This window comes from Haloarcula salina (assembly GCF_049603855.1).
Lineage (GTDB): Archaea > Halobacteriota > Halobacteria > Halobacteriales > Haloarculaceae > Haloarcula > Haloarcula salina_A.
On sequence record NZ_CP187146.1, the window covers coordinates 2,472,379 to 2,493,577 of the forward strand.

Genomic DNA, 21,199 nt, shown 5'->3' on the forward strand with positions numbered 1-21,199 from the left:
AGTTTGCGTTAGTTTAGCCAGGGCGTGTATAAGAAATCAAATGTTAGTCAGTAGACTTATCATCGAATATTACTAACAGACAACTTGACTGATAAGGTCCAGATAGATATGGTTACTAACCACGTATACACGGTCGCGGGGGCGAAAGGGGGCGTCGGGAAGACCACGACGAGCATCAATCTCGGGACGATGTTGGCGGAGGCGGGCTACTCGACGGTCGTCGTCGAGATGGACCTGGCGATGGCGAACGTCGTCGACTTCCTCGACATGGATCTGGACACGGACGAAGCGACGACATTTCACGACGTGCTCGCGGGCGACGCGCCGATCGCGGACGCGATGTACGAGACCGACGTTGGGCTCTCGGTCGTTCCGAGCGGGACGACGCTCGACGGGTACGCGGCGACGGATATCGACAGGCTGCCCGACATCGTCGAGGACCTGCGCTGGCACCACGACGTGGTCCTCCTCGACACGCCGGCGGGGCTGAGCGAGGAGACGGTCCGGCCGCTGCAGCTCGCAGACGACGTGTTGCTCGTCTCCACGCCGCGGGTCTCGTCGATCCGAAACGTCAGGAACACCCAGGAACTCGCCGACCGGGTCGACTCGCCGGTTCGAGGGCTCGTGCTGACGAAGTCCGGGACCGGGGCCTCGCCCGGCGCGGACCAGATCGCGGAGTTCCTCGGCGTCGAACTGCTCGGCCACGTGCCCGAAGACGACGCGGTCCCGCACGCACAGGACAGCGGCGTCCCGGTCGTCCTGGACGCGCCGAAGAGCGGCGCGGCCGTCGCCTACCGGAAGATCGCACGACAGCTCGTCGAGACGGAGAAGGCGTCGAGCGCCGACGCGTCGGGCCACGATGAAGCGGACGACGACGCCGGAGAGTCCAAACCGAGCGGGACGAAACCGGCCCGTCGCAGCGAGCCGGTCGCCGACAGCGCGACGGACGGCGGTCGCGTCCAGCCTCACGAGATCGACGACGACAGCGACCTGATCGGGCCATCGCCACCGCAGGACGCGGACGCCACCTCGAGTCGGCCGACCGCAGACGCGTCGGCGGAATCGACCGACGGCGCGGGTGGCGAGTCCGAACAGAGCACGGGCGAGCGGTCGGGCGCAGGCACCGAACCGCCACGGGCCGCGACGAAGCGCGCGGGCGCCGACGGGACCGCTACGGTGACCGAGGTCGGTCGAACAGCGGCCGCGGCCGGTGAGAACGAGGCCTCAGTGGCGGCCGCCGAGAGCGAGGCCTCGACGGAAGCCAGTGAGAGCGGGACGGCGAACGAGTCCGACCGGGAGGCGAGCGCCGCCGGCGCACGCAGCTCGTCGACGGCAGCCGACGACTCCGGTACCGGTGGTTCACAGTCCGGCGCAACACCCCGACGGTCCGGTGACGAGGCCGGTGTCGCTCAGTCCGACGGCGAGACCGGGACGGCTCCGTCCGGCGGGGAGACCGAAGTCGCCCAGTCCGACGGCGAAGCCGCCGCTGGCGGGGAAACGGACGCCGAGAAAGACGAGGCGTCGGGCAGCCTCGGGACGAAGGTCCGTTCGCTGTTCGGCCTCTAGGCCTCGACGGGCAGTTCGGCTTCTCGCAGCGCTTCCTCGGTCGTGGCGTCGTCGTGGACGACAGCGGAGACGGCGCGGGCGATTTTCTCGGGGTCGTCGTGCTGGAAGATGGAGCGCCCCATCGAAACGCCGGCAGCCCCGGCGTCCATCGTGCCCCGGACCATTCGGACGGTCTCTTCGTCGGTTCCCTTCGCGCCGCCGGCGATGACGACCGGGAGCGACGTGGATTCGACGACGTGCTGGAAGGTGTCGGCGGAGCCGGTGTAGCCCGTCTTGACGATGTCCGCGCCGAGCTCCTCCGCGAGTCGGACGGCGTGGCCGACCGACTGATTGTAGTCCTCGTTCTCGGGGTCGATGTCCGGCCCGCGAGCGTAGGCCATCGCCAGCACCGGGAGGCCGTACTGACTGGCCTCGGTGGTTAGCTTCGAGAGGTCCTCGATCTGGTCGGGTTCGTGCTGGCTGCCGACGTTGATGTGGAAGGAGACGGCGTCGGCACCGGCACGGATGGCGTCCTCGATCGTCCCGGTGACCCGCTTGTCCTGTTCGTCCGGGCCGATGGTGGTCGAGCCGTTGAGGTGGACGATGTAGCCCGCGTCGTTCTTGTTCGGGTGGACGCGGCCGGCGATCCCCCGCTGGGTGAGGACGGCGTCTGCACCGCCGCTGGTGACCGCGTCGATGGTCGATTCGATGTCCTTGAGACCTGTTACGGCCCCCATTGTGATACCGTGGTCCATCGGGACGATGACGTACGTGTCGTCTGTCCCGATGCGTTCGAGTCGTGCGCGCTTTCCTGCGGTCATGTTATGAGACTGTGTGGCAAGTACGATTATGTGCGTTCCGGTTGCGGCCGTTCTGACTCGCCGCGCAACGCCCCGTCTTTGAGTTCGCGGGCCTTCGCTTCGAGGCGGTCCGCTACCTCCTCGACGGGGTCGCCGTTCTCGTGGCCCTCGGCGACGATATCGATGAGCGCCGAGCCGACGATGACTCCATCTGCGCCGGCCGCGACGATGCGCTCGGCGTGGTCGCCCGTCTTGATACCGAAGCCGACGGCCTTCGGGACGTCCCAGTCGGCGAGGCGCGCCAGCGACTCCTCGGTGGCGTCGTCCACGTCCTCGCGCGCGCCGGTGACGCCCAGGCGCGCCTGCACGTAGACGTAGCCCGACACCTGCTCGCGCATCCGGTCGAGCCGTTCGCCCGTCGTCGTCGGTGCGACGATGAACACCAGGTCGAGGCCGAACTCGTCGCAGGCCGCCCGGAGCGGGCCGGCTTCCTCTGCCGGCAGGTCCGGGACGACGAACCCCTCGATACCGACCTCGGCGGCCTTCTCGACGAAGGGCCGGGGGCCTTCCTCGGGACCAAATTGGTAGATGAGATTGTAGTAAGTCATACACACCACCGGCACGTCCACGTCGAGGTCGGCGACGAACTCGAAGTAGCGGTCGACGGTCATGCCGGCGTCGAGCGAGCGGACGATGGCGTTCTGGATGGTCCGACCCTCCGCCATCGGCTCGGAGAACGGCAGGCCGAGTTCGATGGCGTCCGCGCCGCCGCGGGCCAGCGCCTCGACGTACGCCAGCGAGGCCTCGTAGGTCGGATCGCCCGCGGCGAGGTAGGGGACGAACGCCGGTTCGTCGGCGAAGGCGCGTTCCAGCCCCATCAGAGCCCACCTCCCACGCGCTCGAAGACCGAGAGGTCCGGCGCGATGTCGAGGTCCCGTTTGCTCGTCTCCTCGATGACCGTCTCCAGGTCCTTGTCCCCGCGGCCGGAGACGTTGACGACGACGGTGTCGCCGAGTTCGTCGTGCTCGTCTCGCGGCTCCGCCGCTCGACCGTCCGTGGCGGTCCCCGCCACGCGTTCGACGTAGGCGAACGCGTGGGCCGTCTCCAGGGCGGGGATGACGCCCTCGTCCTGCGAGAGGCGGTGGAAGGCTTCCAGCGCCGCGTCGTCGTCGACGTTCGCGGGCGTCACACGGCCCTCGTCGACGAGGTGGGCGAGTTCGGGGCCCACGCCGGCGTAGTCCAGCCCGGCCGAGATGGAGTGTGACTCCATGATCTGTCCGTCGGAGTCCTGCAGGAGCTTCGTTCGCGCGCCGTGGAGGACGCCCTCGTCGCCGGTCGAGAGCGTCGCGGAGTTCGGCGCGACGCCCTCCTCCTCGTCGACCTCCAGCGAGGAGCCCCCGGCCTCGACGGCGTGCAGTTCGACGGACTCGTCCGAGACGAACTCGGCGAACGCGCCCATCGTGTTCGATCCGCCGCCGGCGCAGGCGACGACGGCGTCTGGCAGGCCACCGGTCTGCTCGATGGCCTGCTCGCGGGCTTCCTCGGAGATCACGGCCTGAAAGTCCCGGACCAGCTTCGGGAAGGGGTGCGGGCCGACGACGCTGCCGACGACGTAGTGGGTCCGCTCGACGGTCGTCGCCCAGTCGCGGAACGTCTCTGTGATGGCCTCCTTCAGCGTGCCGCGGCCGACGGTCACCGGGTTCACCTCGGCCCCGTTGATGCGCATGCGGAAGACGTTGGGGCGCTGGCGCGCGATGTCGGTCTCGCCCATGTAGATCTCACAGGGCATGTCGAGGTGGGCCGCCGCCATCGCCGTCGCGGTGCCGTGCTGGCCCGCGCCGGTCTCGGCGATGATGCGCTCCTTGCCCATGTACTTCGCCAGCAGCACCTGGCCGAGCGCGTTGTTGAGCTTGTGCGCGCCGCCGTGGAGCAGGTCCTCGCGCTTGAGGTACACGTCGGTGTCGTAGCGCTCCGACAGCTGTTCCGCGTACTGCAGCGGGGTCGGCCGGCCGCCGAAGTCCGCCAGCCGCTCGCGGAACTCGTCCATGAAGCCGTCCTCGTTTTCGAGCACGTACCGCTCGTAGGCGTCTTCCAGCTCCTCCATGGCCGGCATCAACGCCTCGGGTACGTACTGTCCGCCGTACTCGCCGAACTTGGGGTCGTGTGCGTCGTCAGTGCTCATGTGTCTGTGGTCGTCGTGTCCGCAGTGTCCGTGGCCGCGTTCGTCAGCCGTCGCGTGTTCTCGGTCACGTCCGTCTCCGCGCCGTGGTCCATGATGGCCGAGCCGACCAGCAGGGCGTCCGCGCCGGCCTCTCGCATGCGCGTCACGTCGTCTGGTGTCTGTATGCCGCTTTCCGCAATGAGGGTGACGCTCTCGGGCACCGCGGGCGCGACCGCCTCGAAGGTCCCGAGGTCCACGTCGAGTTCGGCGAGATCGCGGTTGTTGACGCCGATGATCTCCGCGCCCGCCTCCAGTGCCGTCTCGACCTCCGCGGCGGTGTGAGTCTCCACGAGGACCTGAAAGCCTCGGTCCCGCGCGGCTGCGAGCAGGTCGGCGAGGTCGTCGGTCCCCTCGGCTTCGAGGAAGCGGACGATGAGCAGTATCACGTCCGCTTCGACTACGTCGAGTTGCTCCTCGTAGAGGACGAAGTCCTTGCGCAACACGGGCACGTCGACGGCGTCTCGCACCGCTTCGAGCGTCGCCGCCGACCCGCCGAAGTGCTCCGGTTCGGTCAGCACGGACAGCGCCGCCGCGCCGCCCTCGACCATCGCCTCCGCCAGTTCCACCGGGTCGTCGGTCCGCTCGCCGTCGGCCGTCGGACTCGTCGGCTTGACCTCCGCGACGAGCGGGGCCCGGCCGTCGGCCGCGGCTGCCTCGAACGCCGCCGGCAGGGATCGCGGGGTCACCGATACCCGGTCGCCACCGCCGCCGCGCTCGCGCGCCGCGTCCAGAATCGACCGAACTGCTGGCGCTATCTTTTCACTGTCGTCCATTACTGAACACTAACGTACAGAAGTGTACATAAGGCTTGCTGTCCGGGCGGGCGACGACGGGGCCGAATGTTGAAGGGGCGACCGCCCGACCTCGTAGGTATGGAAACACCGACCGGCGACGCCGGGATCTACGCCCGGGAATCGTCGTACCTCGATCGGTTCGTGCAGTTCGGCGAGGCCGGCGACCGGATCATCTCGCTGTCGTTCCCGTCCGCGCCCGAAGCGGACGCGGGCGCTGACCACTCGCTGCTGGACCGCATCGAGGAGTACCTGCAGGGTACCGAAGACGACTTCGCGGACGTGACCGTCGGGCTGACCGTCCCGACCGACCAGCGACGCGTGCTGGAGGCCGTCCGAGAGATTCCCTACGGCGAGGACGCCTCGGTCGCCCAGCTCGCGCGGATGACGCCGGACCTCGACGACGATGACCAGGCCGACCTGACGGCGGTTCGCGAGGCGCTGGCGGCCAACCCCGTGCCGCTCCTGATTCCCGACCACCGCGTGCGTGACGGCCCGAGCGCCGCGCCGCCGCCGGTGGAGCAGAAGCTCCGCGCCGTCGAGGGGCTGTGACTACGGGGAATCGAGCACGTCGACGCCTGAAATTTCGAAGCGCGCACCGCCCTCGCGGCTCTCGCCGACCGCGAGCGTCCATCCGTGTCCCTCGGCGATGCGCTTGCTGATCGCGAGCCCCTGTCCAGTGCCGTCGGCGGCGGTGGAATAGCCCGCTCGAAGCACGTTCGCTCTGTCTTCCGGACGGATACCGACGCCGTCGTCCTCGACGGCGAACCCGGTCCCCACATCGAGGTCAGCGACCCGAACGTGGAGCGTGCTGCGCTCGTCGCCAGACGCCGTCCACTCGGCCGAGGAGCAGTGCTCGGCGGCGTCGTCGGAACGCGACGCGTTCTGACTGCTCGTCGAACCGTGTTCGACGGGGTCTTCCGGAGCCTGCGACGGAAGGCTTGTCGAGCCGTGTTCGACGGCGTTTCGAAAGAGGTTCTCGAACAGTTGCGTGAGCCGCGCCTCGTTGGCCTCGACGACGAGGGTTGTCTCCACGGAGAGAGCGGCCTCGCCGGTCTCGACGTGCGCCCAGGCCGTCTCGGCCACGTCCGACAGCGCGATCGGACACAGGTCGCCGACGTCGTCACCGCGGCGTGCGAGCGCCAGCAGTCCCTCGACGAGTTGGCTCATCCGATCGACCGCCCGCTTCGAGCGCTCGAAGTGTGTCGCCTCGCCCGTCCGCTGGGCCAGTTCGAGCGAGCCTTCGAGCACCGAGAGCGGGTTCCGAAGGTCGTGACTCACCACGTCGGCGAACTCGTCTAAGCGCTCGTTCTGCCGGCGGAGGTGTTGCTCGCGCTCGACGCGCTCGATGGCCGTGGCGGTGTGTCTGGCCAGCAGTTCGGCCAGTTCGACGTCCTGGGTCTCGAAGCCGTCCACCTCGGACATCACGGCCTGGAACACGCCGAGGTCGCCGACCGGGACGCTGAGTCCCGACTTGTACGTCGGCTTCGCGGGGTCGGCGTTCTCGTCACGGTCGATGTCGGCCACGACCTGCGAGGCCCCGGTCCGGTACGTCAGTCCGGCCAGCCCCTGATCGAGGCGCATCCGCCTGCTCCCGCCGGGCGGGGCGTCCTTCGACGTGGCACGCGGGACGAGCCACTCGCCGTCACGGAGCATCACCGTACACATGTCGAAGTCCAGGATGTCGGCGGCGGCCTCGACGGTGCGGTCACAGATGGCGTCGACGTTCGCCTCGCTCTGGACCCGGCTGGCGAACCGATTGAGCGCTTCGAGCGAGCCCCGCTGTGTCCGCAGGGCGGTGACGTCCTCGTGGAACATACTGAAGCCCGTCACCGTTCCGTCGGCGGCGGCGAGCGGCGTGAGGCGGAGGCGGTCCCAGAACGTCGAGCCGTCTTGCCGGTGGACCTTCAGTTCGACCGTGGCAGGGACGCGCTCGGCAATCGCCCGATCGAGCCGTTCGACGGCGTCGGCCGCGGTCTCCGGTCCCAGGAACGCCCGGTAGCTCCGATCCAGCAGCGTCGATCGGTCGTAGCCCGTCAGCGCCAGGAACCGGTCGTTGACCGAAACCAGCGCCGGTTCGGTGTCGAAAACGGTGATTCCCACCGGTGCATCGGCGACGACGGCCGTCGCCTCGTCCGGGCGGGGGTCGGAGTCGGTCACTGCTGCCATGTCGTCGCCGACCGGTTTCAGTATTGCCCTCACCCGTCACACTGGCGACAGGACTCAGGCCCAGAGCCGGTCGACGCCGAGTCCCTCGTGGACGACCAGTTCGAGCGCGTTCACGAGGTAGTGGGCGACGACGACGGCGAGCAGGCTGTTCGTGACCACGAACAGCCCCGCGAGCGCGAGCCCCAGGCCGCCGGTGACGACGATCCCTGCCCGGCCCTGTGCGCCGTGACCGAGCGCGAACGCGACGGAGGCGACGACGGCCATCGCCCACGCCGGCGCGCCCAGGCCCGCGACGGGGACGCCGACGGCCGCCGCCCGGAACAGCAGTTCCTCGACGACCGCGATGACGGGGAGGACAACCCCGAGCAGGATCACCCAGCCGCCGGCCGACTCCGGGGCCAGCAGTTCCCGCAGCGACTCGTCGAAGGCGACGCCGAAGCCGTCGGCGACCGCCGCGGCGGCCTCGTTGCCGACCCAGAAGCCGACGCCCGCGCCGACGCCGATCGCCAGCGCCGGCAGTCCGGTCGAGAGCGGGTCGGCGGCGACGCCGAACGCGCTCGCCGGAATCTCGAAGTAGAACGCGCCGGCGACCAGCAGGAGACCGAACAGGCCCTGCGTGAACGCGACGTTGGCGAGCAACGCACCCGTCGACACGTCGTCCGGCGCGAGCCGGTCAGTCAGTCGCTCGCGCTCGGCCGCTGCCTGTCGCGTCTCGAATCGGGGAATCGTCGGATCACGGTCCGCGCGGGACCGGCCGGCGATCGACTGCATCCCGCCGCCGTCGGTCCGCACCGCTCCCTGAGAGAGCCGTGCCAGACCGAGCAGCGCGGTCAGAAGAACGCCCGTCAGGCCGACGAAGGCGGCCCACTCGGGCATCCGTTACTGCGGGCTGGGACTGCCGCTGCCCTGTCGCCCGACCTCGTGTTCGAGGGCCTTGCCCGTGATGGACTTGAGGCGGTCGACCAGCGAGTCCTTCTCGGGCTCGCCGGCGAGCGCGACCTCCAGCACCTCGGAGATGTGCGAGACGGGGATGATCTCGATCATGTCCTCGTACTCGTCTTCGATCATCACGTCCTGCGTGTTCGCCTCGGGGATGATGACCGTGTCGAGGCCGGCCTTCGCGGCCGCCTCGATCTTGTGCGTGACGCCGCCGACCGGCAGGACGTCCCCGCGCACGGAGAGCGAGCCGGTCATGGCGATGTTCTGCTCGACCGGGACGTTCTCCAGCGCGGAGATGACCGCGGTCGCGACCGTGATAGAAGCGGAGTCGCCGTCGACACCGCCCTCACCGGCCTGGACGAACTGGATGTGAACGTCCTTCTCGGAGATGTCCTCGTCGGAGAACTTCTTGATGATGGCCGAGACGTTCTGGACGGCCTCCTCGGCCATCTCCTGGAGCTGGCCGGTGGCGATGACCTGGCCGGGCCCCTGCGACGGCGTGACCTCGGCCATGACGGGGAGGACGATGCCGCTGTCCTCGCCCATGACGGCGAGGCCGTTGACGCGGCCGACCACGTCGCCGGTGTTGACCGTCAGCTCGTAGTCCTTGCGGCGCTCGATGTAGTTGTCCGCGAGCTGCTGTTCGATGGACCGGGAGCGGCGCTTGGCCTGGAGCACGTCGGCGCGCTCGGTGCGCTCGCGGTCCTCGGCGCGGGCGATGTCGCCCGCGACGCGGACCAGTCCGCCGAGGTCGCGGAACTTCAGGCTGAGGTGACCCTTGCGGCCCGCACGGCGGCGGGCTTCGAGGATGACCTCCTCGACGGCCTCCTCCGTGAAGTGGGGGAGCCGCCCGTCGTTCTCGACCTCCTGGGCGACGAAGCGCGCGTACTTGCGCCGCATCTCGGGGTCGTCCTCGATGGTGTCGTCCATGTACACCTCGTACCCGTAGCCCTTGATACGGCTGCGGAGCGCGGGGTGCATGTTCTCCATCGCGTCCAGGTTCCCCGCAGCGATCATGATGAAGTCACAGGGGACGGGCTCGGTCTGGACCATCGCGCCCGAGGAGCGCTCGGACTGGCCCGTGATCGAGAACTCGCCCTCCTGGATGGCCGTCATCAGCTTCTGCTGGCTGCGGATGTCGAGCGTGTTGATCTCGTCGATGAACAGCACGCCCTTGTTGGCCTGGTGGATCGCGCCGGGTTCGACGCGGTCGTGGCTCGGCGTCTCCATCCCGCCGGACTGGAACGGGTCGTGGCGGACGTCGCCGAGCAGCGCACCGGCGTGAGCGCCCGTGGCGTCCTCGAACGGCGCGGTCTTCTGGTTGGCGTTGTTGACCAGCAGGTTCGGGATCATCGCGTCGCTGCCGCGCGAGCCGTAGCGGAACGCGAGGTAGATGACACCGGCGGCGAGGATGCCCAGCAGGACCTGCTGGACGAGGATCAGCGCGTAGCCGATGACGATGGCGATGATGATCCACATCAGGAAGGTCCGCATCTGGTTGCGTTTGCGGGCCTCCTCCTTGTGGGCCTCGACGATCTGTTCCCCTTTTCCGCCGGGGACCGTTCGCACTTTCGGCTCGTTGCCGTCGTCGGGGTTGTGGTAGACGAGAACGTCCTGCAGTTCCTCTCGGGGGAGGAGCTGGCTCATCGCCTTCGCGAGCATCGACTTCCCCGTCCCGGGGGAGCCGATCATCATGACGTGGCGGCGCTGTTTGGCCGCCTTCTTGATCACGTCTCGGGCGTGGTCCTGCCCGATGACCTGGTCGACGAGGCGGTCAGGGACCTCGATGTCGGCGGTCGACTCGATTTCGAGGCCGCCGAGCAAGGCCTCCTCGTCGCCTTCCAGTTCAGATTCGCCGTCGACCTGGACGTCGCTGCCGAGTGTCGTTTCGGACGTTGCTCCGTCGCCGGCCTGTGGTTCCTCGGGTTCGCCGGATGGCTCGTCCGCCGAGGGGTCGGAGGCGGGGGATTCCTGGTCTCGCTGGGTCCCGTCGCTGGACGCCTCCTCCCCGGCGTCACTCGCCTCCCGGTCGGGGTCGGGAGCCGCGTCGGTGTCGGTGTTGTCGCTCATACAAACGTTGCTAACATCGGTATCGAAGGACTGTCGACTGATATACTTTCTCCCCGCGTCCCGCCGTACCACACCCCCGAAACCACCGGACAGCGCCCCGGTACGCCGGTTCAGTTTCACCGGTCGTCCCCCGTCGTCGCCTTTTTGAAACCACCCGTCACACTCACGTGTATGCGTGGGTTCTACATCGGCCGCTTCCAGCCGTATCACAACGGCCACCACTCGATGGTCGAGCGAATCGCCGAGGAGGTCGACGAGCTCGTCCTGGGTATCGGAAGCGCCGACGATTCACACACCACTCACGACCCGTTCACCGCCGGTGAGCGGATCATGATGATCACGAAGGCCGTCTCGGAGTACGACCTGACGACGTACGTCGTCCCGCTCGAAGACATCAACCGCAACGCCGTCTGGGTGAGCCACGTCGAGAGCATGTGCCCGGACTTCGACGTGGCCTACTCGAACAACCCGCTCGTCGTCCGCCTGTTCGAGGAAGCCGGTATCGAGGTCCGCCAGTCGCCGATGTTCGACCGCGACCGCCTGGAGGGCAGCGAGATCCGCCAGCGCATGATCGACGACGAGTCCTGGCGCGACCGCGTCCCGCCGTCGGTCGTCGAGGTAATCGAGGAGATTCACGGCATCAAGCGGCTCCAGCACGTCTCTGCCAGCGATTCACTGGACCGGTATACCGCGGCCGACGAGTCGGTCGAGGAGAAACTCGACGACTTCGAGGAGCGATGATCACGCTCAGTTCCGACTTCGGGTCGCCGTACCCGGCGGCCATGAAGGGCGTCGTCTGCAGCCGAAGCGACGCCCGCATCGAGGACGTGGCCCACGACTTCCCGCGACAGGACGTGCGAGCGAGCGCGTTCTGGCTCACGCAGACGCTTCCGTACTTCCCGCCGGCGGTCCACTGCGTCGTCGTCGATCCGGGCGTCGGAACCGACAGGGACGCAATCGTCCTCCGCGCGGGCGGGCACGCGCTCGTCGGCCCCGACAACGGCGTCCTCCTGCCGGTCGCCCGCGACCTGGCCGCGGCCGACGGTGCCGACGCCGACGGCGTCGAGGCGTTCACGTGGGCCTACGACGACCCCGCGAGCACGACGTTCCACGGTCGGGACGTCTTCGCGCCCGCGGCCGCCGCCGTCCACGACACCGGCGTCGACCGCGTCGAGGAACGGCCGGAGGCGACGCCCGTCGAGGAGTACGTCGACCTGCGGTTCCCCGAGCCGTCGGTCGACGCCGACGGAGCGACCGGTGAAGTCCTCGTCGTCGACGACTTCGGCAACGCCATCACGAACGTCCCCGGCGACGTGCTCGCCGAGCGGTTCGGCGAGACGGTCGCGGTCGGCGGAGACGACGTGCCGGTCCGGCGCGCGTACGCGGCCGTCGACCCCGGACAGCGCCTCGTCACGGTCGGTAGCCACGGGAACGTCGAACTCGCGGTCAATCAGGGACGCGGCGACGAGGCTTTCGGCGTCACGACCGGTTCGGACGTCGTCCTGTCGCTGTGAGCGAGTGTGCGGTCGCGTGTTTTGAATCCGAAGCCATCAGTCTGCGGCGCGACGATTCGCGGCGCTGATTCTCGCTCCGTAGCGCCCGGTATCCCGACCGCCGCCACCGAAAGCAGTGACTGCCCCTAATTTTTAGGGCCGCCGAAATATCGGAGCAGTTAAGTGTTTTAGGCATGCCTAATCCACTGTATGCCACAGAGACGCGACCTGCTGAAGACCGTGGGGGTGACCGCGACCGGACTGCTCGCCGGGTGTCCGGGGGTCCAGTCCGGCGGGTCCAGTACCGAGACGGGGGAGCGCGAAGCGACCGAGACACAGAGCGAGAGCAAGTCGACGGAGCAGGCGGCGTCGGTCGGCCCGATGACCGCCGTCGCGGCCGAGTGGAACGTCTACCGGGCGCGCCTGTTCGACGCCGTCGCGCTCGGACGGGCCGGCGCGCCGAGTGCCGGGGCGAGCGTCGCCCAGTCCGTCTTCGCTCGCTTCGAGGGGGCGTCCGGCGAGTACGGCGCACACGAGCGACTCGAATCCGTCTCCGAGTCCGTCTACGAGGGGTTCGAGGACGCGCTCGGGGAACTCCAGTCGGCGCTCTCCGAGGGGGACGTGGGGGCCGCGGCCGACGCCGCGAGCGAGGCGTCGGGGAAACTCCAGACGGCCCAGCAGTCCGCCGCCGGGCAGGAGGCGACGCGAGCCTTCGACCTGCTCTTACTCGGGAGTCGCGCGAGCAACGCCGTCGTCGCCGCCAGGCTCGGCTCGTTCGAGGGAGCCGCGGCGATCGCCGAGGAGACGACGGTCGCCTTCGAGGACGGCCTCGTCTACAGCGCCGTGGAGTCGGCCGACGCCGAGGCCTACGAGGCCTTCGAAAGCGGGCTCTCGGGCATCGGTGAGGCGGCGAGCAGCGAGGACGCGGCCGCCGTCACCGAGCAGGCCCGCGCCGCGCTCGACGCGGCCGTCCAGGGGGCCTACGCCGTCGCGCCGGCCGACTCGGTCGCCGGAGCCGGCCACTTCGCCGCGATGCAGGCCCGCGGGTGGGACGCGGCCGCGCTCGCGTCGGGCGGCGGCGTCGGGGCGGACTACGCCCACGCGACGACGCTGAACACGTACCGGGCTCGCGTACACGACGCCGCATGGCTGGCCCGCGCCGGCGAGACGGGTACCGCGGCGACGATGGTCGAAGACGTGTTCGCCCACTTCGAGGGCGCGGCCGCTCACGACGCTCTCGAAGAAGCGGACGGCGAGGCCTACGAAGCTTTCGAGGCCGGCCTGTCTGACCTCTCGTCGGCCATCGAGAACGGGGACACCGAGGGTATCGCGTCGGCCGTCGAGACGGTCGACACCAATCTCGTCGCCGGCATCGGGGCGCTGGCCGGCGGGAACGCGTCGGTCCTCCAGTCGGGCTTCTTCAGGGCCCGCTTCGCCGACGCGCGCGAACTGTATCGCCAGGGCCAGGCGGGGCGGGCGGCGACGCTCGTCTCGGACCTGTTCGCCCGGTTCGAGGAGAACCAGCTCGACTTCCACGAGACGCTGGAGGAGACCAGCGAGGACCTCTATCACCGCTTCGAGGAGGAGCATCTCGCGGGGCTCCAGTCGGCCTACGAGAACGGCGACGACGACGCGGTCGGGACCCACCACGACGGCGTCCTCGCGGCGCTCCTGGAGTTCGAATCGGCCCACAGCGCCGCGGTCGCCAGCGGGTCCGGCGCGACGTACATGGTCGGCCTCGCCTTCGACGCCGCGGCGACGAGCGCGCTCGGGAACGCCGACCGCGCGGCCTCGACCGCTCAGAGTGCGCTGGCGTTCTTCGAGTCCGGGGCCGCCGGCTACCACGAGGCGCTGGAGGAGGCGAACGAAGACCTGTACCACCGCTTCGAGGACGAGGCGCTCGGGAGCGTCATCTCCGCGGCGAACGACGGTGGCGACGTGAACGCGGCCGCGAAGACGTTCGCCGACGCGGCCATCGAATCGGTGACGGCCGTCGTCGGGTCGAGCGGCGGTGGCGAGACCGGTGGCGGTGCATCGAGTATCGTCAGCGACGTGTTCGCCACGTTCGAGAACGCCGCGGTCCACGACGAACTCGAGAGCGCGGACGCCGAGGCCTACGAGGCCTACGAGGCCGCGCTGAACGACTACGTCGCCTCGCTGGAGAACGGGTCGACCGACGGCGCGACCGCGTTCGCGAACGCCGCCCGCACCGCGGCATTCGCCGTCGTCGGCGCTGTCGACAGCGCCCCGAGCGGATCCGGCGACCACGGCGGTCACGGCGGCGAGAAGACCGAGGCGTCGCTGTCCGGCGGCCCGAACGTCGTCGAGGGCGTCCCCGACGACGCGGACCACGTCGTCGACATGGAAGCCGTCGCGTACGCGCCCGAGGAACTCACCGTCAGCGCCGGCGACAAAGTCGCCTGGAAACACGTCGGCGGCGAGCCACATTCGGTCACCGCAATCGAGGCAGACCTCCCAGAGGGTGCGACGTACTGGGCCTCCGGGGGCTTCGAGAGCGAGTCGGCGGCCCGCGAGGGCTGGGAGAACGGCGAGGGCGCGGTCCAGTCCGGCCAGAGCTACGTCCACACGTTCGAGACGGCCGGCGAGCACCCCTACATCTGTATTCCGCACGAGGCCGCCGGCATGGTCGGCACCGTCGTCGTCGAAGAGTAAGGCAGCCGGGCGTGTGGGCGACGGTCCGACCGCCGTTTTTCGGGTGGCCGAAAAATCGATGCCTTTTTGTATTTTAGGCCCACCTAAATTATTGTATGCCGGACGAACAGGACACGCGGCGGCGGGACCACTGTCGGCCCAGCGAGTCGGGTGTCGCCCTGCCTGGCGTCCGCGCGCGTCTGTCCCAGCACGGAGGTGAGACCGAACGAGGCGACCCGTAACCGTCACGATCGACCATCTTCAGCGACGGATACCGTGGGCATGGCCCGTCGCTGCGCGCCACGAGGTATCTCTCGTGTCTGTCCCGGGCGTCGACACGACGCCCTCCGTTTTCGCCCCAGAACTCGTCGTTCCCCAGCGGCGACGCTTTTGCCGCTGGGCTATCGAACTACCGCTTCAGAGAGACAGTCGCCTGTCGGTCGCGACCATCGCCTGGTCGCTGTCTGGCGGTCACCGCGGGACCCGCACCGTCGGCCTCAGTCGTCCGAGCCGACAGCGTCGGCGACGCCGCTCTCTATTCTCGTGACCTCTCGTTCGAGGTAGGACCGCTCGAAGTAGAGCAGTTCGACGGCGACGACGGCCGCGGCGACGACGAGCACCATGTAGAACGTGTTGGGTTCCCGGCTGTAGAGGTTGTACAGCATCAGCGGGAAGAAGGCGGCCGAACCGACCGCGCCCACCGCGGGCGGGACCGGGTTGACGTCGTCGGCGTCCCGTTGGCTGAAGGCGAGAACGCTCATCGCACCGAAGATGACGATGAACGACAGCGAGGCGAAGGAGGTGATGGCGCTCAGGCTCCCCATCGCCGAGAACGCGGCCGTGACGACGCCGATGACGAGGAGCGTGCGCTGGGGGACGCCGTCCGCGTCGGCGTCGCCCAGGTCGTCAGGCAGCAGGTCGTCGGTCAGCATCCCCTTCGCGAAGTGGGCCGCGGAGAACAGCGTCGCGTTGATCGCGCTCCCGGTCGAGAACAGCGCCGACACGGAGAGCAGTACTGCGCCGAGCGCCGCCAGGCCGTAGGGTTGCATCATCATCGACGCCGCGTCCTTCAGCGCGACGTGCGGGTGGCTCGTCAGCGCGTCCGGCACGAGGTTGACGGTGACGACGCCGACAAGGACGTACACCACGACCGCGGCCGGGATCGAGATGTACACCGCCTTCCGGATCGTCTCGGTCGGGTCCGCGATGCGCTCCTGATCGTAGAACAGGAGCTGCCAGCCCTGGAACGCCACGAAGGAGATGGCCGCCGCGACGATCGGGCTGACGCCGGCGAGCCGTCCGAACCCGAGTTCGAGCGGCGCGGCACTGTATCCGGTGGCGTACACCAGCCCGAGGATCCCGAAGGCCGCGAGGATGGCGACTTTCAGCGCGACGAGGACGTTCTCCGCCATCCCCGTCGAGCGCGCCCCCAGCAGATTCAGGCCGACGAAGCCGGCGATGGCGAGCACGGACACCACCGGCCGCGTCGGGAGGCCAACGAGGTCGGCGGGGAGCCCGAGCGTGATTGCGAACTCCGCGAACGCGAAGGCGTACATCGCCATCGATCCGATGTAGCCAAAGAGGAGCGTCCAGCCGACCATCCCGGCCAGCGTCGAGTTCCCGAGGTAACACTGCACGAACGACACCGACCCGCCGCGGTCGTCGCTCCGTTCGTTGAGCGCGTTGTACGAGTAGCCCGCACAGAGCGCGACGACGCCCGCGAGGACGAACGCCGCCCACGTGGCGGTCATCGTGATCTTCGCGACGACGCCCATCACGGCGTAGATGCCGCCGCCGATCATCCCGCCCAGTGCGATCGAGACCGCTTCCGTGAGTCCGAGGTCGGTCTCTCCCATCGGCCGCGGCGTACGCCGTCCACCCCGAAGAACACACTGCCGGCATCTGCCGGGGGTCGCCGCGGACCTGGCGTGCGATTCGGGGCAGGCGTTTTGCCCGTCCCGATCCTGACTGTGGACATGAGCGACCCGGAACCGGACGAGAACATCAGCGGCGGCGCGTCGGGCGGCGGCCGAGCGGCCGCGTTCGACCCCGAGACCGCCGGGACGCGCGCCGAGGCCGTCGTCGACCGCCTCGGCGACCTGTACTGGCAGAAGACCTACGGCGGTCGGGACGCCTTCGAGTGTCTCGTCCGCACGATACTCAGCCAGAACACCTCCGACAAGGCGAGCCAGCCGGCCCACGACGACCTGCTGGCCCGGTACGGGGACGAGTCGGGAGACGGCGACCTCGCCCGCGCGCTCGCCGACGCCGACCAGGCCGAACTGGCCGAGACTATCTCCTCGGCCGGTCTCTATAACCAGAAGTCGGAGCGCATCGTCGCGCTGGCCCAGCGGATCTGCGAGGCATACGGCGGCGAGGACGGCTTCGACGAGTTCGTCAGAGAACGCGAACCCGACGCGGTCCGCGAGACTTTACTCGACATGAACGGCGTCGGGCCCAAGACCGCCGACTGCGTGCTCCTGTTCGCCGGCGGCCGCGACGGGGTCTTCCCCGTCGACACGCACGTCCATCGCATCGCCCGGCGGATGGGGATCGCCCCCGCCGACGCCGACCACGAGGGGGTCCGTGAGCACTTAGAGCGGGACGTGCCACCGGAGAAGTGTGGCTTCGGTCACACTGCGATGATCCAGTTCGGGCGGGAGTACTGCACCGCTCGCAAGCCGGTCTGCCTCGACGACCCCGACGCCTGCCCGCTGGCCGACCGCTGCGATCAGGTCGGCGTCTATCCGGTGAGTGACGAGGTCGTCGACCCGGCGGAGACGGTGGAGTGACGTGAAGCGACGAGGACCAGACTGAGATCTCACACCGCCTCAGACCGGGATCGCTTCGACGGCACCCTCCCGGAGTGACACCGCGAGACCTTCGTAGAGAAACGTCATCGTGACCGTCGAGGGGGCACCGTCACGTCCGTCGAACAGTTCGTCGATAGCCTCGGTATCGACCGTGTTCTGGAGCGGTGAGAGGTCGAGGGCGTCGCGCTCGGTTTGGTACGCGACGAGTTCGACGACGGCCTGTGACACCGACGCCACGTCGCGGTCGAACTCGCCGATCGTGGCCTTCGTCTCGTCGTGATAGCTGATAGAATCGAAAAGTGTCTCGGCCGCGCCCACAAGATCGGATGTGGGAACCTCGTCGCAACAGTCGTCAGAACCAGACATGTACTCCTTCGTTTCGGTCGCTCATGCATAGGCCGTCACATTGACTATGTAACCTTTATTTACCTGTCAGAGGCGCATCGTCAGCGCACGTGGCGTCGAACCAACGTTCGATACCCACGTCGGAGCCGATTCGACAGCGCCTGGCGGGAGATATCGAGGTCACTGGCGATCTCGGCGAGCGTGACCTGCCGCTCGTCGTCGAAATAGCCCATCTCGTCGGCGAGGACCAGGGCTTCGCGCTGTGACTCGGTCAGCGACGGCGCGCCACCGGTCTCCGTGAGGTCGTGCAGTTCGACCAGCGTCGGATCGAGACCCGCGTCCGTACACGTCCGGTGGAACGCCGAGATGTCGGTCGGCGAGTCACCGCGAACCTGGACCGTCCAGCCCTTGGCATCGCCGACGGCGCTCAGCAGCGTCACGTCGGCGGCGACGATCGCTTCCACACCGCCGTTTTCGGAGGCGTACCGGCACCGGAGCAGCGACGAGCCGTTCACCGTGTCGATGACGTCGACGCCCTCCAGACCCGATGTACCGTCGAGGGCGGCCGCCGCGTCGTCGCCGTCGACGCCCTCCAGCCAGATGTACGGGAGGATGGTGTCCCCGGTAGGAACGACCCGCTCTATTTCGACGCCCGCGCCCGGATAGCGCTCGAAGAGGTGACCCAAGACGAACGCCTCGGTCGGGAGGCGAAACTCCGCAACTGTTGCCATATCGGAGTCGTTACGCGTGCCAGCGGAATAAGACGAATGCCTAATTAGCAAACCGGAGCCCGGACCTGGGGCGATTTCGCCGCGCCGTCGCGGTCGGTCCGGGCCGCGGGTGCTGTCGCCGGCCTCAGTCGCGGTGGCCCCAGCGCTCGCCGTCGTCGGCGTAGCGGGCGCTGACGATGCGGTTGAACTGCTCGTCAGACAGCGAGATGTCCACCGCGCCGACGTTCTCGTCCAGCTGGTCGACGGTGCGCGCGCCGACGATGGGGACGCAGGTGATGTCGGGCTGTTCGACGAGCCAGCGGAGCGCGACCTGGGCCGGGGTGGCGTCGAGTTCGTCCGCGACCGACCGGAGTTCGTCGAGGACGTGCCAGCCCCGCTCGGAGAGGTAGTAGTCCCCGAAGGAGTCGTAGATGTCGCCCCGGGAGCCCTCCGGACCCTCGAACTGCTTCGGGTCGTCGGGGTCGGCGCGCTCGTACTTCCCGGTGAGGAAGCCGCCGGCCAGCGGCGAGTAGGGGCAGACCGCGAGGTCCTGGTCGGCGCACACGTCGAGGTAGTCTTTCACGTCGTCGCGGTAGCCGGCGTGAAAGAGCGGCTGTGTCACGTCGAATCGCTCGTAGTCCTCCACGTCGCTCGTCCAGAGCGCCTTCGTCAGTTGCCAGGCGGCCATCGTCGACGCGCCCAGGTGGTGGACCTTGCCCTCGCGGACGAGGTCGTCGAGCGTCGCCAGCGTCTCCTCGATGTCGCTGTCCTCGTCCCAGCGGTGGATGTAGTAGAGGTCGAGATAGTCCGTGTCGAGGCGGTCGAGCGTGCCCTCGATCTGGGCCCGGATGTGCTTGCGGCCCAGCCCCGAATCGTTCGGGCCGGGTTCGCCGCGGCCGTCGAAGGGGAAGTAGACCTTCGAGGCGATGACGAAGTCCTCGCGGTCGTAGTCGTCCAGCCACTCGCCGATGTACTCCTCGCTCGTGCCGTTGGGGTCGCCGTAGACGTTGGCCGTGTCGATGAAGTTGATGCCGCGGTCCCACGCCGCGTCGAGCAGGTCGTGGGCCTCCTCGCGGTCGGTCTCGACGACGCCGCCGGTGTTCCGCCCGAAGCGCCACGTGCCGAAACACAGCTGTGAGACCGTCGTCCCGGTCGAACCGAGTCGTGTGTACTCCATGTCCGGTCCAACGACGGCCCGGCGAAAAAGCGGTCGGGTCGCGGCGAGCGCCCGCCGGTATTCTACGATCGCGTCGCGTACGCCGCGGCGACGAGCGCCGTGACGAGGACGAACGCCGTCAGCGCGAGGTTCGGGATCGTCAGCCCGGCCACGCGGTACTGGACCTGCGCGCAGCTGAACGCGCCCAGTCCGCAGGCCGTCTGGGTGATCTGGAGCCAGGAGTGATAGGCCGCGATACCGCCGCCCAGCACCGACAGCGGCAGCGCGGTGCGGGCGACGCCGGGCCGGTCTTCGAGCGCCGCCACCCCGAGGCCGACGACCAGCGGGTACATGCAGATGCGCTGGTACCAGCAGAGCCGACACGGCGTCAGCCCGAGACCGAGCGAGAGATAGAGGCTCCCGGCCGTCGCGACGGCGGCGACGACGGTCGCGGCGGCGAGGAGCGGGCGCGTCAGGTCCCTGCGTCGAGCATCGGCCACAGCGAAGTCGCGGCCCTCGCGGGCAAAAGCGTTCCGAGAGCGGTGAGCGGCGTCCCGCTCCCCGACTGCTTTTTCAGGCGCGCCGCCGACGGTCCCCGTATGACTGACGAGCGCGACCCCGAGTCGAACCTCGAACAGTGGAAGTCGGCGATGCAGGAAGAACACAGCGAGGCGATCGCGAACCCCGACCCGGACGCGTCACACCGCATCGAGGGGGTCGCACAGGTCACCTACCGGGTGACCTTCGACTACGACGCCGACGCGGACGCGCTGGAGCGCGCCGACGCCGAGGAGGTCGACGACCTGACCGACCCGGAACTGCTCTCCTGTGCCTGCGGCGTCCGCGGGATGACGCCCGAGGAAGCCAGAGAGCACATGGCCGCGGCCGCGTCGCGGGACTGAGCCGCCGTGCTCCCAGACGTTCAGTCGTGGACGGTTACGCCGGACTGATCGACCGAGATGTCGAGGAGGCTGGTCACTTCGTAGTCGGTCTCGTCGAGCGCCGAGCCGCCGGTCTTTCGGAAGACGACGACGATGTCCGAGATGTTCGCGCCGATGTCGTCGAGCGCGTCGCAGATGGCCGCCATCGTCCCGCCCGTCGACAGCAGGTCGTCGACGATGAGCAGGTCGTCGCCGGCCTCGATGTCGTTGATGAACATCTCCGAGTCTGAGTAGCCCGTCGTCTTGTGCAGCGCCACTTCCTCGTCCAGGCCGTACGAGCGCTTGCGGATGACGACGAGCGGGATGTCCGTCTGCAACGAGAGCGCCGTCGCGATGTGAATGCCCATCGCCTCGGGCGCGACGATCTTGTCCACGTCCAGATCCGCCACCCGCGTCACGCCGACGACGACCTCCCGCAGGAGCTGGGGGTCGAGCATCGGCACGCCGTTGCTCAGCGGATGGACGAGGTAGGAATAGCCGTCCTTGTCGATAATCGGGGCCTCGTGCAGCGACTCGCGAAGCTTCTCCATGGACACCGTTGGACGAACTCCCTC

20 protein-coding genes are annotated in these 21,199 nt (G+C 68.7%); 7 read left to right on the forward strand and 13 right to left on the reverse strand.

What is annotated here, in order from left to right; genetic code table 11:
• Positions 1-108: 108 nt before the first annotated feature.
• On the forward strand, positions 109-1,566 hold the full coding sequence (locus tag ACOZ4I_RS12700) for a P-loop NTPase (RefSeq protein ID WP_424000083.1): 1,458 nt from the start codon (positions 109-111) through the stop codon (positions 1,564-1,566).
• Here the strand turns inward: ACOZ4I_RS12700 and ACOZ4I_RS12705 are convergent.
• The 4 genes from ACOZ4I_RS12705 to trpC are packed head-to-tail and all read right to left on the reverse strand — an operon-like array spanning position 1,563 to position 5,339.
• The gene (locus ACOZ4I_RS12705; protein WP_424000085.1) at positions 1,563-2,366 is read right to left on the reverse strand and encodes a 2-amino-3,7-dideoxy-D-threo-hept-6-ulosonate synthase; all 804 of its coding nucleotides are present in this window, start codon (positions 2,364-2,366) and stop codon (positions 1,563-1,565) included. The two genes, ACOZ4I_RS12700 and ACOZ4I_RS12705, sit on opposite strands and share 4 nt — an antisense overlap.
• Before the next feature lie 26 nt (positions 2,367-2,392).
• Positions 2,393-3,223 (reverse strand): tryptophan synthase subunit alpha, encoded by an 831-nt coding sequence (gene trpA, locus ACOZ4I_RS12710; RefSeq protein ID WP_424000087.1) that lies wholly within the window; start codon positions 3,221-3,223, stop codon positions 2,393-2,395.
• Positions 3,223-4,527, reverse strand: a complete 1,305-nt coding sequence (gene trpB, locus ACOZ4I_RS12715) for a tryptophan synthase subunit beta (protein ID WP_424000089.1) — start codon at positions 4,525-4,527, stop codon at positions 3,223-3,225. The genes trpA and trpB overlap by 1 nt, the downstream gene beginning before the upstream one ends.
• Positions 4,524-5,339, reverse strand: coding sequence for an indole-3-glycerol phosphate synthase (gene trpC, locus ACOZ4I_RS12720; RefSeq protein ID WP_424000091.1), 816 nt, complete (start codon positions 5,337-5,339; stop codon positions 4,524-4,526). Before trpC ends, trpB begins: the two co-directional genes overlap by 4 nt.
• Before the next feature lie 66 nt (positions 5,340-5,405).
• On the opposite strand from trpC, the gene ACOZ4I_RS12725 reads away from it, so the two are divergent.
• Entirely contained in the window at positions 5,406-5,909 is a 504-nt protein-coding gene (locus ACOZ4I_RS12725; protein WP_424000093.1) for a methylated-DNA--[protein]-cysteine S-methyltransferase, read from the forward strand.
• On the opposite strand, the gene ACOZ4I_RS12730 is transcribed toward ACOZ4I_RS12725, so the two are convergent.
• The 3 genes from ACOZ4I_RS12730 to lonB all read right to left on the reverse strand — a co-directional run bounded on the left by ACOZ4I_RS12730 (position 5,910) and on the right by lonB (position 10,535).
• Positions 5,910-7,517: a PAS domain S-box protein gene (locus ACOZ4I_RS12730; protein ID WP_424000095.1), complete on the reverse strand. Its 1,608-nt coding sequence runs from the start codon at positions 7,515-7,517 to the stop codon at positions 5,910-5,912. It abuts the gene before it with no gap.
• A gap of 63 nt (positions 7,518-7,580) precedes the next feature.
• Positions 7,581-8,402, reverse strand: coding sequence for a lysostaphin resistance A-like protein (locus ACOZ4I_RS12735; RefSeq protein ID WP_424000097.1), 822 nt, complete (start codon positions 8,400-8,402; stop codon positions 7,581-7,583).
• A 3-nt stretch (positions 8,403-8,405) separates the two neighbouring features.
• Positions 8,406-10,535, reverse strand: a complete 2,130-nt coding sequence (lonB, locus tag ACOZ4I_RS12740; RefSeq protein ID WP_424000099.1) for an ATP-dependent protease LonB — start codon at positions 10,533-10,535, stop codon at positions 8,406-8,408.
• A gap of 171 nt (positions 10,536-10,706) precedes the next feature.
• On the opposite strand from lonB, the gene ACOZ4I_RS12745 reads away from it, so the two are divergent.
• From ACOZ4I_RS12745 to ACOZ4I_RS12755, 3 genes are all read left to right on the forward strand, one after another.
• Positions 10,707-11,276, forward strand: a complete 570-nt coding sequence (locus tag ACOZ4I_RS12745) for a nicotinamide-nucleotide adenylyltransferase (protein WP_424000101.1) — start codon at positions 10,707-10,709, stop codon at positions 11,274-11,276.
• Positions 11,273-12,049, forward strand: a complete 777-nt coding sequence (locus tag ACOZ4I_RS12750; RefSeq protein WP_424000103.1) for an SAM hydrolase/SAM-dependent halogenase family protein — start codon at positions 11,273-11,275, stop codon at positions 12,047-12,049. Before ACOZ4I_RS12745 ends, ACOZ4I_RS12750 begins: the two co-directional genes overlap by 4 nt.
• A gap of 189 nt (positions 12,050-12,238) precedes the next feature.
• The gene (locus ACOZ4I_RS12755) at positions 12,239-14,701 is read left to right on the forward strand and encodes a DUF5059 domain-containing protein (protein WP_424000105.1); all 2,463 of its coding nucleotides are present in this window, start codon (positions 12,239-12,241) and stop codon (positions 14,699-14,701) included.
• Positions 14,702-15,177: 476 nt separating this feature from the next.
• Here ACOZ4I_RS12755 and ACOZ4I_RS12760 read toward each other — a convergent pair whose 3' ends face one another.
• Entirely contained in the window at positions 15,178-16,536 is a 1,359-nt protein-coding gene (locus tag ACOZ4I_RS12760) for an APC family permease (protein WP_424000107.1), read from the reverse strand.
• 120 nt (positions 16,537-16,656) lie between these two features.
• Between ACOZ4I_RS12760 and ACOZ4I_RS12765 the strand changes: the two genes are divergently transcribed.
• Positions 16,657-17,472: an endonuclease III domain-containing protein gene (locus tag ACOZ4I_RS12765; protein WP_424000109.1), complete on the forward strand. Its 816-nt coding sequence runs from the start codon at positions 16,657-16,659 to the stop codon at positions 17,470-17,472.
• Between the two features lie 39 nt (positions 17,473-17,511).
• Here ACOZ4I_RS12765 and ACOZ4I_RS12770 read toward each other — a convergent pair whose 3' ends face one another.
• The 4 genes from ACOZ4I_RS12770 to ACOZ4I_RS12785 all read right to left on the reverse strand — a co-directional run bounded on the left by ACOZ4I_RS12770 (position 17,512) and on the right by ACOZ4I_RS12785 (position 20,204).
• On the reverse strand, positions 17,512-17,859 hold the full coding sequence (locus tag ACOZ4I_RS12770; RefSeq protein WP_424000111.1) for a HalOD1 output domain-containing protein: 348 nt from the start codon (positions 17,857-17,859) through the stop codon (positions 17,512-17,514).
• 80 nt (positions 17,860-17,939) lie between these two features.
• Entirely contained in the window at positions 17,940-18,569 is a 630-nt protein-coding gene (locus ACOZ4I_RS12775) for a helix-turn-helix domain-containing protein (protein ID WP_424000113.1), read from the reverse strand.
• A gap of 124 nt (positions 18,570-18,693) precedes the next feature.
• Positions 18,694-19,725, reverse strand: coding sequence for an aldo/keto reductase (locus ACOZ4I_RS12780; protein WP_424000115.1), 1,032 nt, complete (start codon positions 19,723-19,725; stop codon positions 18,694-18,696).
• Positions 19,726-19,787: 62 nt separating this feature from the next.
• Positions 19,788-20,204, reverse strand: a complete 417-nt coding sequence (locus tag ACOZ4I_RS12785) for a disulfide bond formation protein B (protein WP_424000117.1) — start codon at positions 20,202-20,204, stop codon at positions 19,788-19,790.
• A 99-nt stretch (positions 20,205-20,303) separates the two neighbouring features.
• On the opposite strand from ACOZ4I_RS12785, the gene ACOZ4I_RS12790 reads away from it, so the two are divergent.
• On the forward strand, positions 20,304-20,606 hold the full coding sequence (locus ACOZ4I_RS12790) for a hypothetical protein (protein ID WP_424000119.1): 303 nt from the start codon (positions 20,304-20,306) through the stop codon (positions 20,604-20,606).
• Positions 20,607-20,626: 20 nt separating this feature from the next.
• Here the strand turns inward: ACOZ4I_RS12790 and hpt are convergent, their stop codons facing one another.
• Positions 20,627-21,175 (reverse strand): hypoxanthine/guanine phosphoribosyltransferase, encoded by a 549-nt coding sequence (gene hpt / locus ACOZ4I_RS12795; protein ID WP_424000121.1) that lies wholly within the window; start codon positions 21,173-21,175, stop codon positions 20,627-20,629.
• Between the last annotated feature and the right edge of the window lie 24 nt (positions 21,176-21,199).

Bases quoted from the DNA above. Each gene is read 5' to 3' on its own strand.
- ACOZ4I_RS12700 (WP_424000083.1), top strand. From the start codon at position 109: ATGGTTACTAACCACGTATACACGGTCGCGGGGGCGAAAGGGGGCGTC.
- ACOZ4I_RS12705 (WP_424000085.1), bottom strand. From the start codon at position 2,366: ATGACCGCAGGAAAGCGCGCACGACTCGAACGCATCGGGACAGACGAC.
- trpA (WP_424000087.1), bottom strand. From the start codon at position 3,223: ATGGGGCTGGAACGCGCCTTCGCCGACGAACCGGCGTTCGTCCCCTAC.
- trpB (WP_424000089.1), bottom strand. From the start codon at position 4,527: ATGAGCACTGACGACGCACACGACCCCAAGTTCGGCGAGTACGGCGGA.
- trpC (WP_424000091.1), bottom strand. From the start codon at position 5,339: ATGGACGACAGTGAAAAGATAGCGCCAGCAGTTCGGTCGATTCTGGAC.
- ACOZ4I_RS12725 (WP_424000093.1), top strand. From the start codon at position 5,406: ATGTTGAAGGGGCGACCGCCCGACCTCGTAGGTATGGAAACACCGACC.
- ACOZ4I_RS12735 (WP_424000097.1), bottom strand. From the start codon at position 8,402: ATGCCCGAGTGGGCCGCCTTCGTCGGCCTGACGGGCGTTCTTCTGACC.
- lonB (WP_424000099.1), bottom strand. From the start codon at position 10,535: ATGAGCGACAACACCGACACCGACGCGGCTCCCGACCCCGACCGGGAG.
- ACOZ4I_RS12745 (WP_424000101.1), top strand. From the start codon at position 10,707: ATGCGTGGGTTCTACATCGGCCGCTTCCAGCCGTATCACAACGGCCAC.
- ACOZ4I_RS12750 (WP_424000103.1), top strand. From the start codon at position 11,273: ATGATCACGCTCAGTTCCGACTTCGGGTCGCCGTACCCGGCGGCCATG.
- ACOZ4I_RS12755 (WP_424000105.1), top strand. From the start codon at position 12,239: ATGCCACAGAGACGCGACCTGCTGAAGACCGTGGGGGTGACCGCGACC.
- ACOZ4I_RS12760 (WP_424000107.1), bottom strand. From the start codon at position 16,536: ATGGGAGAGACCGACCTCGGACTCACGGAAGCGGTCTCGATCGCACTG.
- ACOZ4I_RS12765 (WP_424000109.1), top strand. From the start codon at position 16,657: ATGAGCGACCCGGAACCGGACGAGAACATCAGCGGCGGCGCGTCGGGC.
- ACOZ4I_RS12770 (WP_424000111.1), bottom strand. From the start codon at position 17,859: ATGTCTGGTTCTGACGACTGTTGCGACGAGGTTCCCACATCCGATCTT.
- ACOZ4I_RS12775 (WP_424000113.1), bottom strand. From the start codon at position 18,569: ATGGCAACAGTTGCGGAGTTTCGCCTCCCGACCGAGGCGTTCGTCTTG.
- ACOZ4I_RS12780 (WP_424000115.1), bottom strand. From the start codon at position 19,725: ATGGAGTACACACGACTCGGTTCGACCGGGACGACGGTCTCACAGCTG.
- ACOZ4I_RS12790 (WP_424000119.1), top strand. From the start codon at position 20,304: ATGACTGACGAGCGCGACCCCGAGTCGAACCTCGAACAGTGGAAGTCG.
- hpt (WP_424000121.1), bottom strand. From the start codon at position 21,175: ATGGAGAAGCTTCGCGAGTCGCTGCACGAGGCCCCGATTATCGACAAG.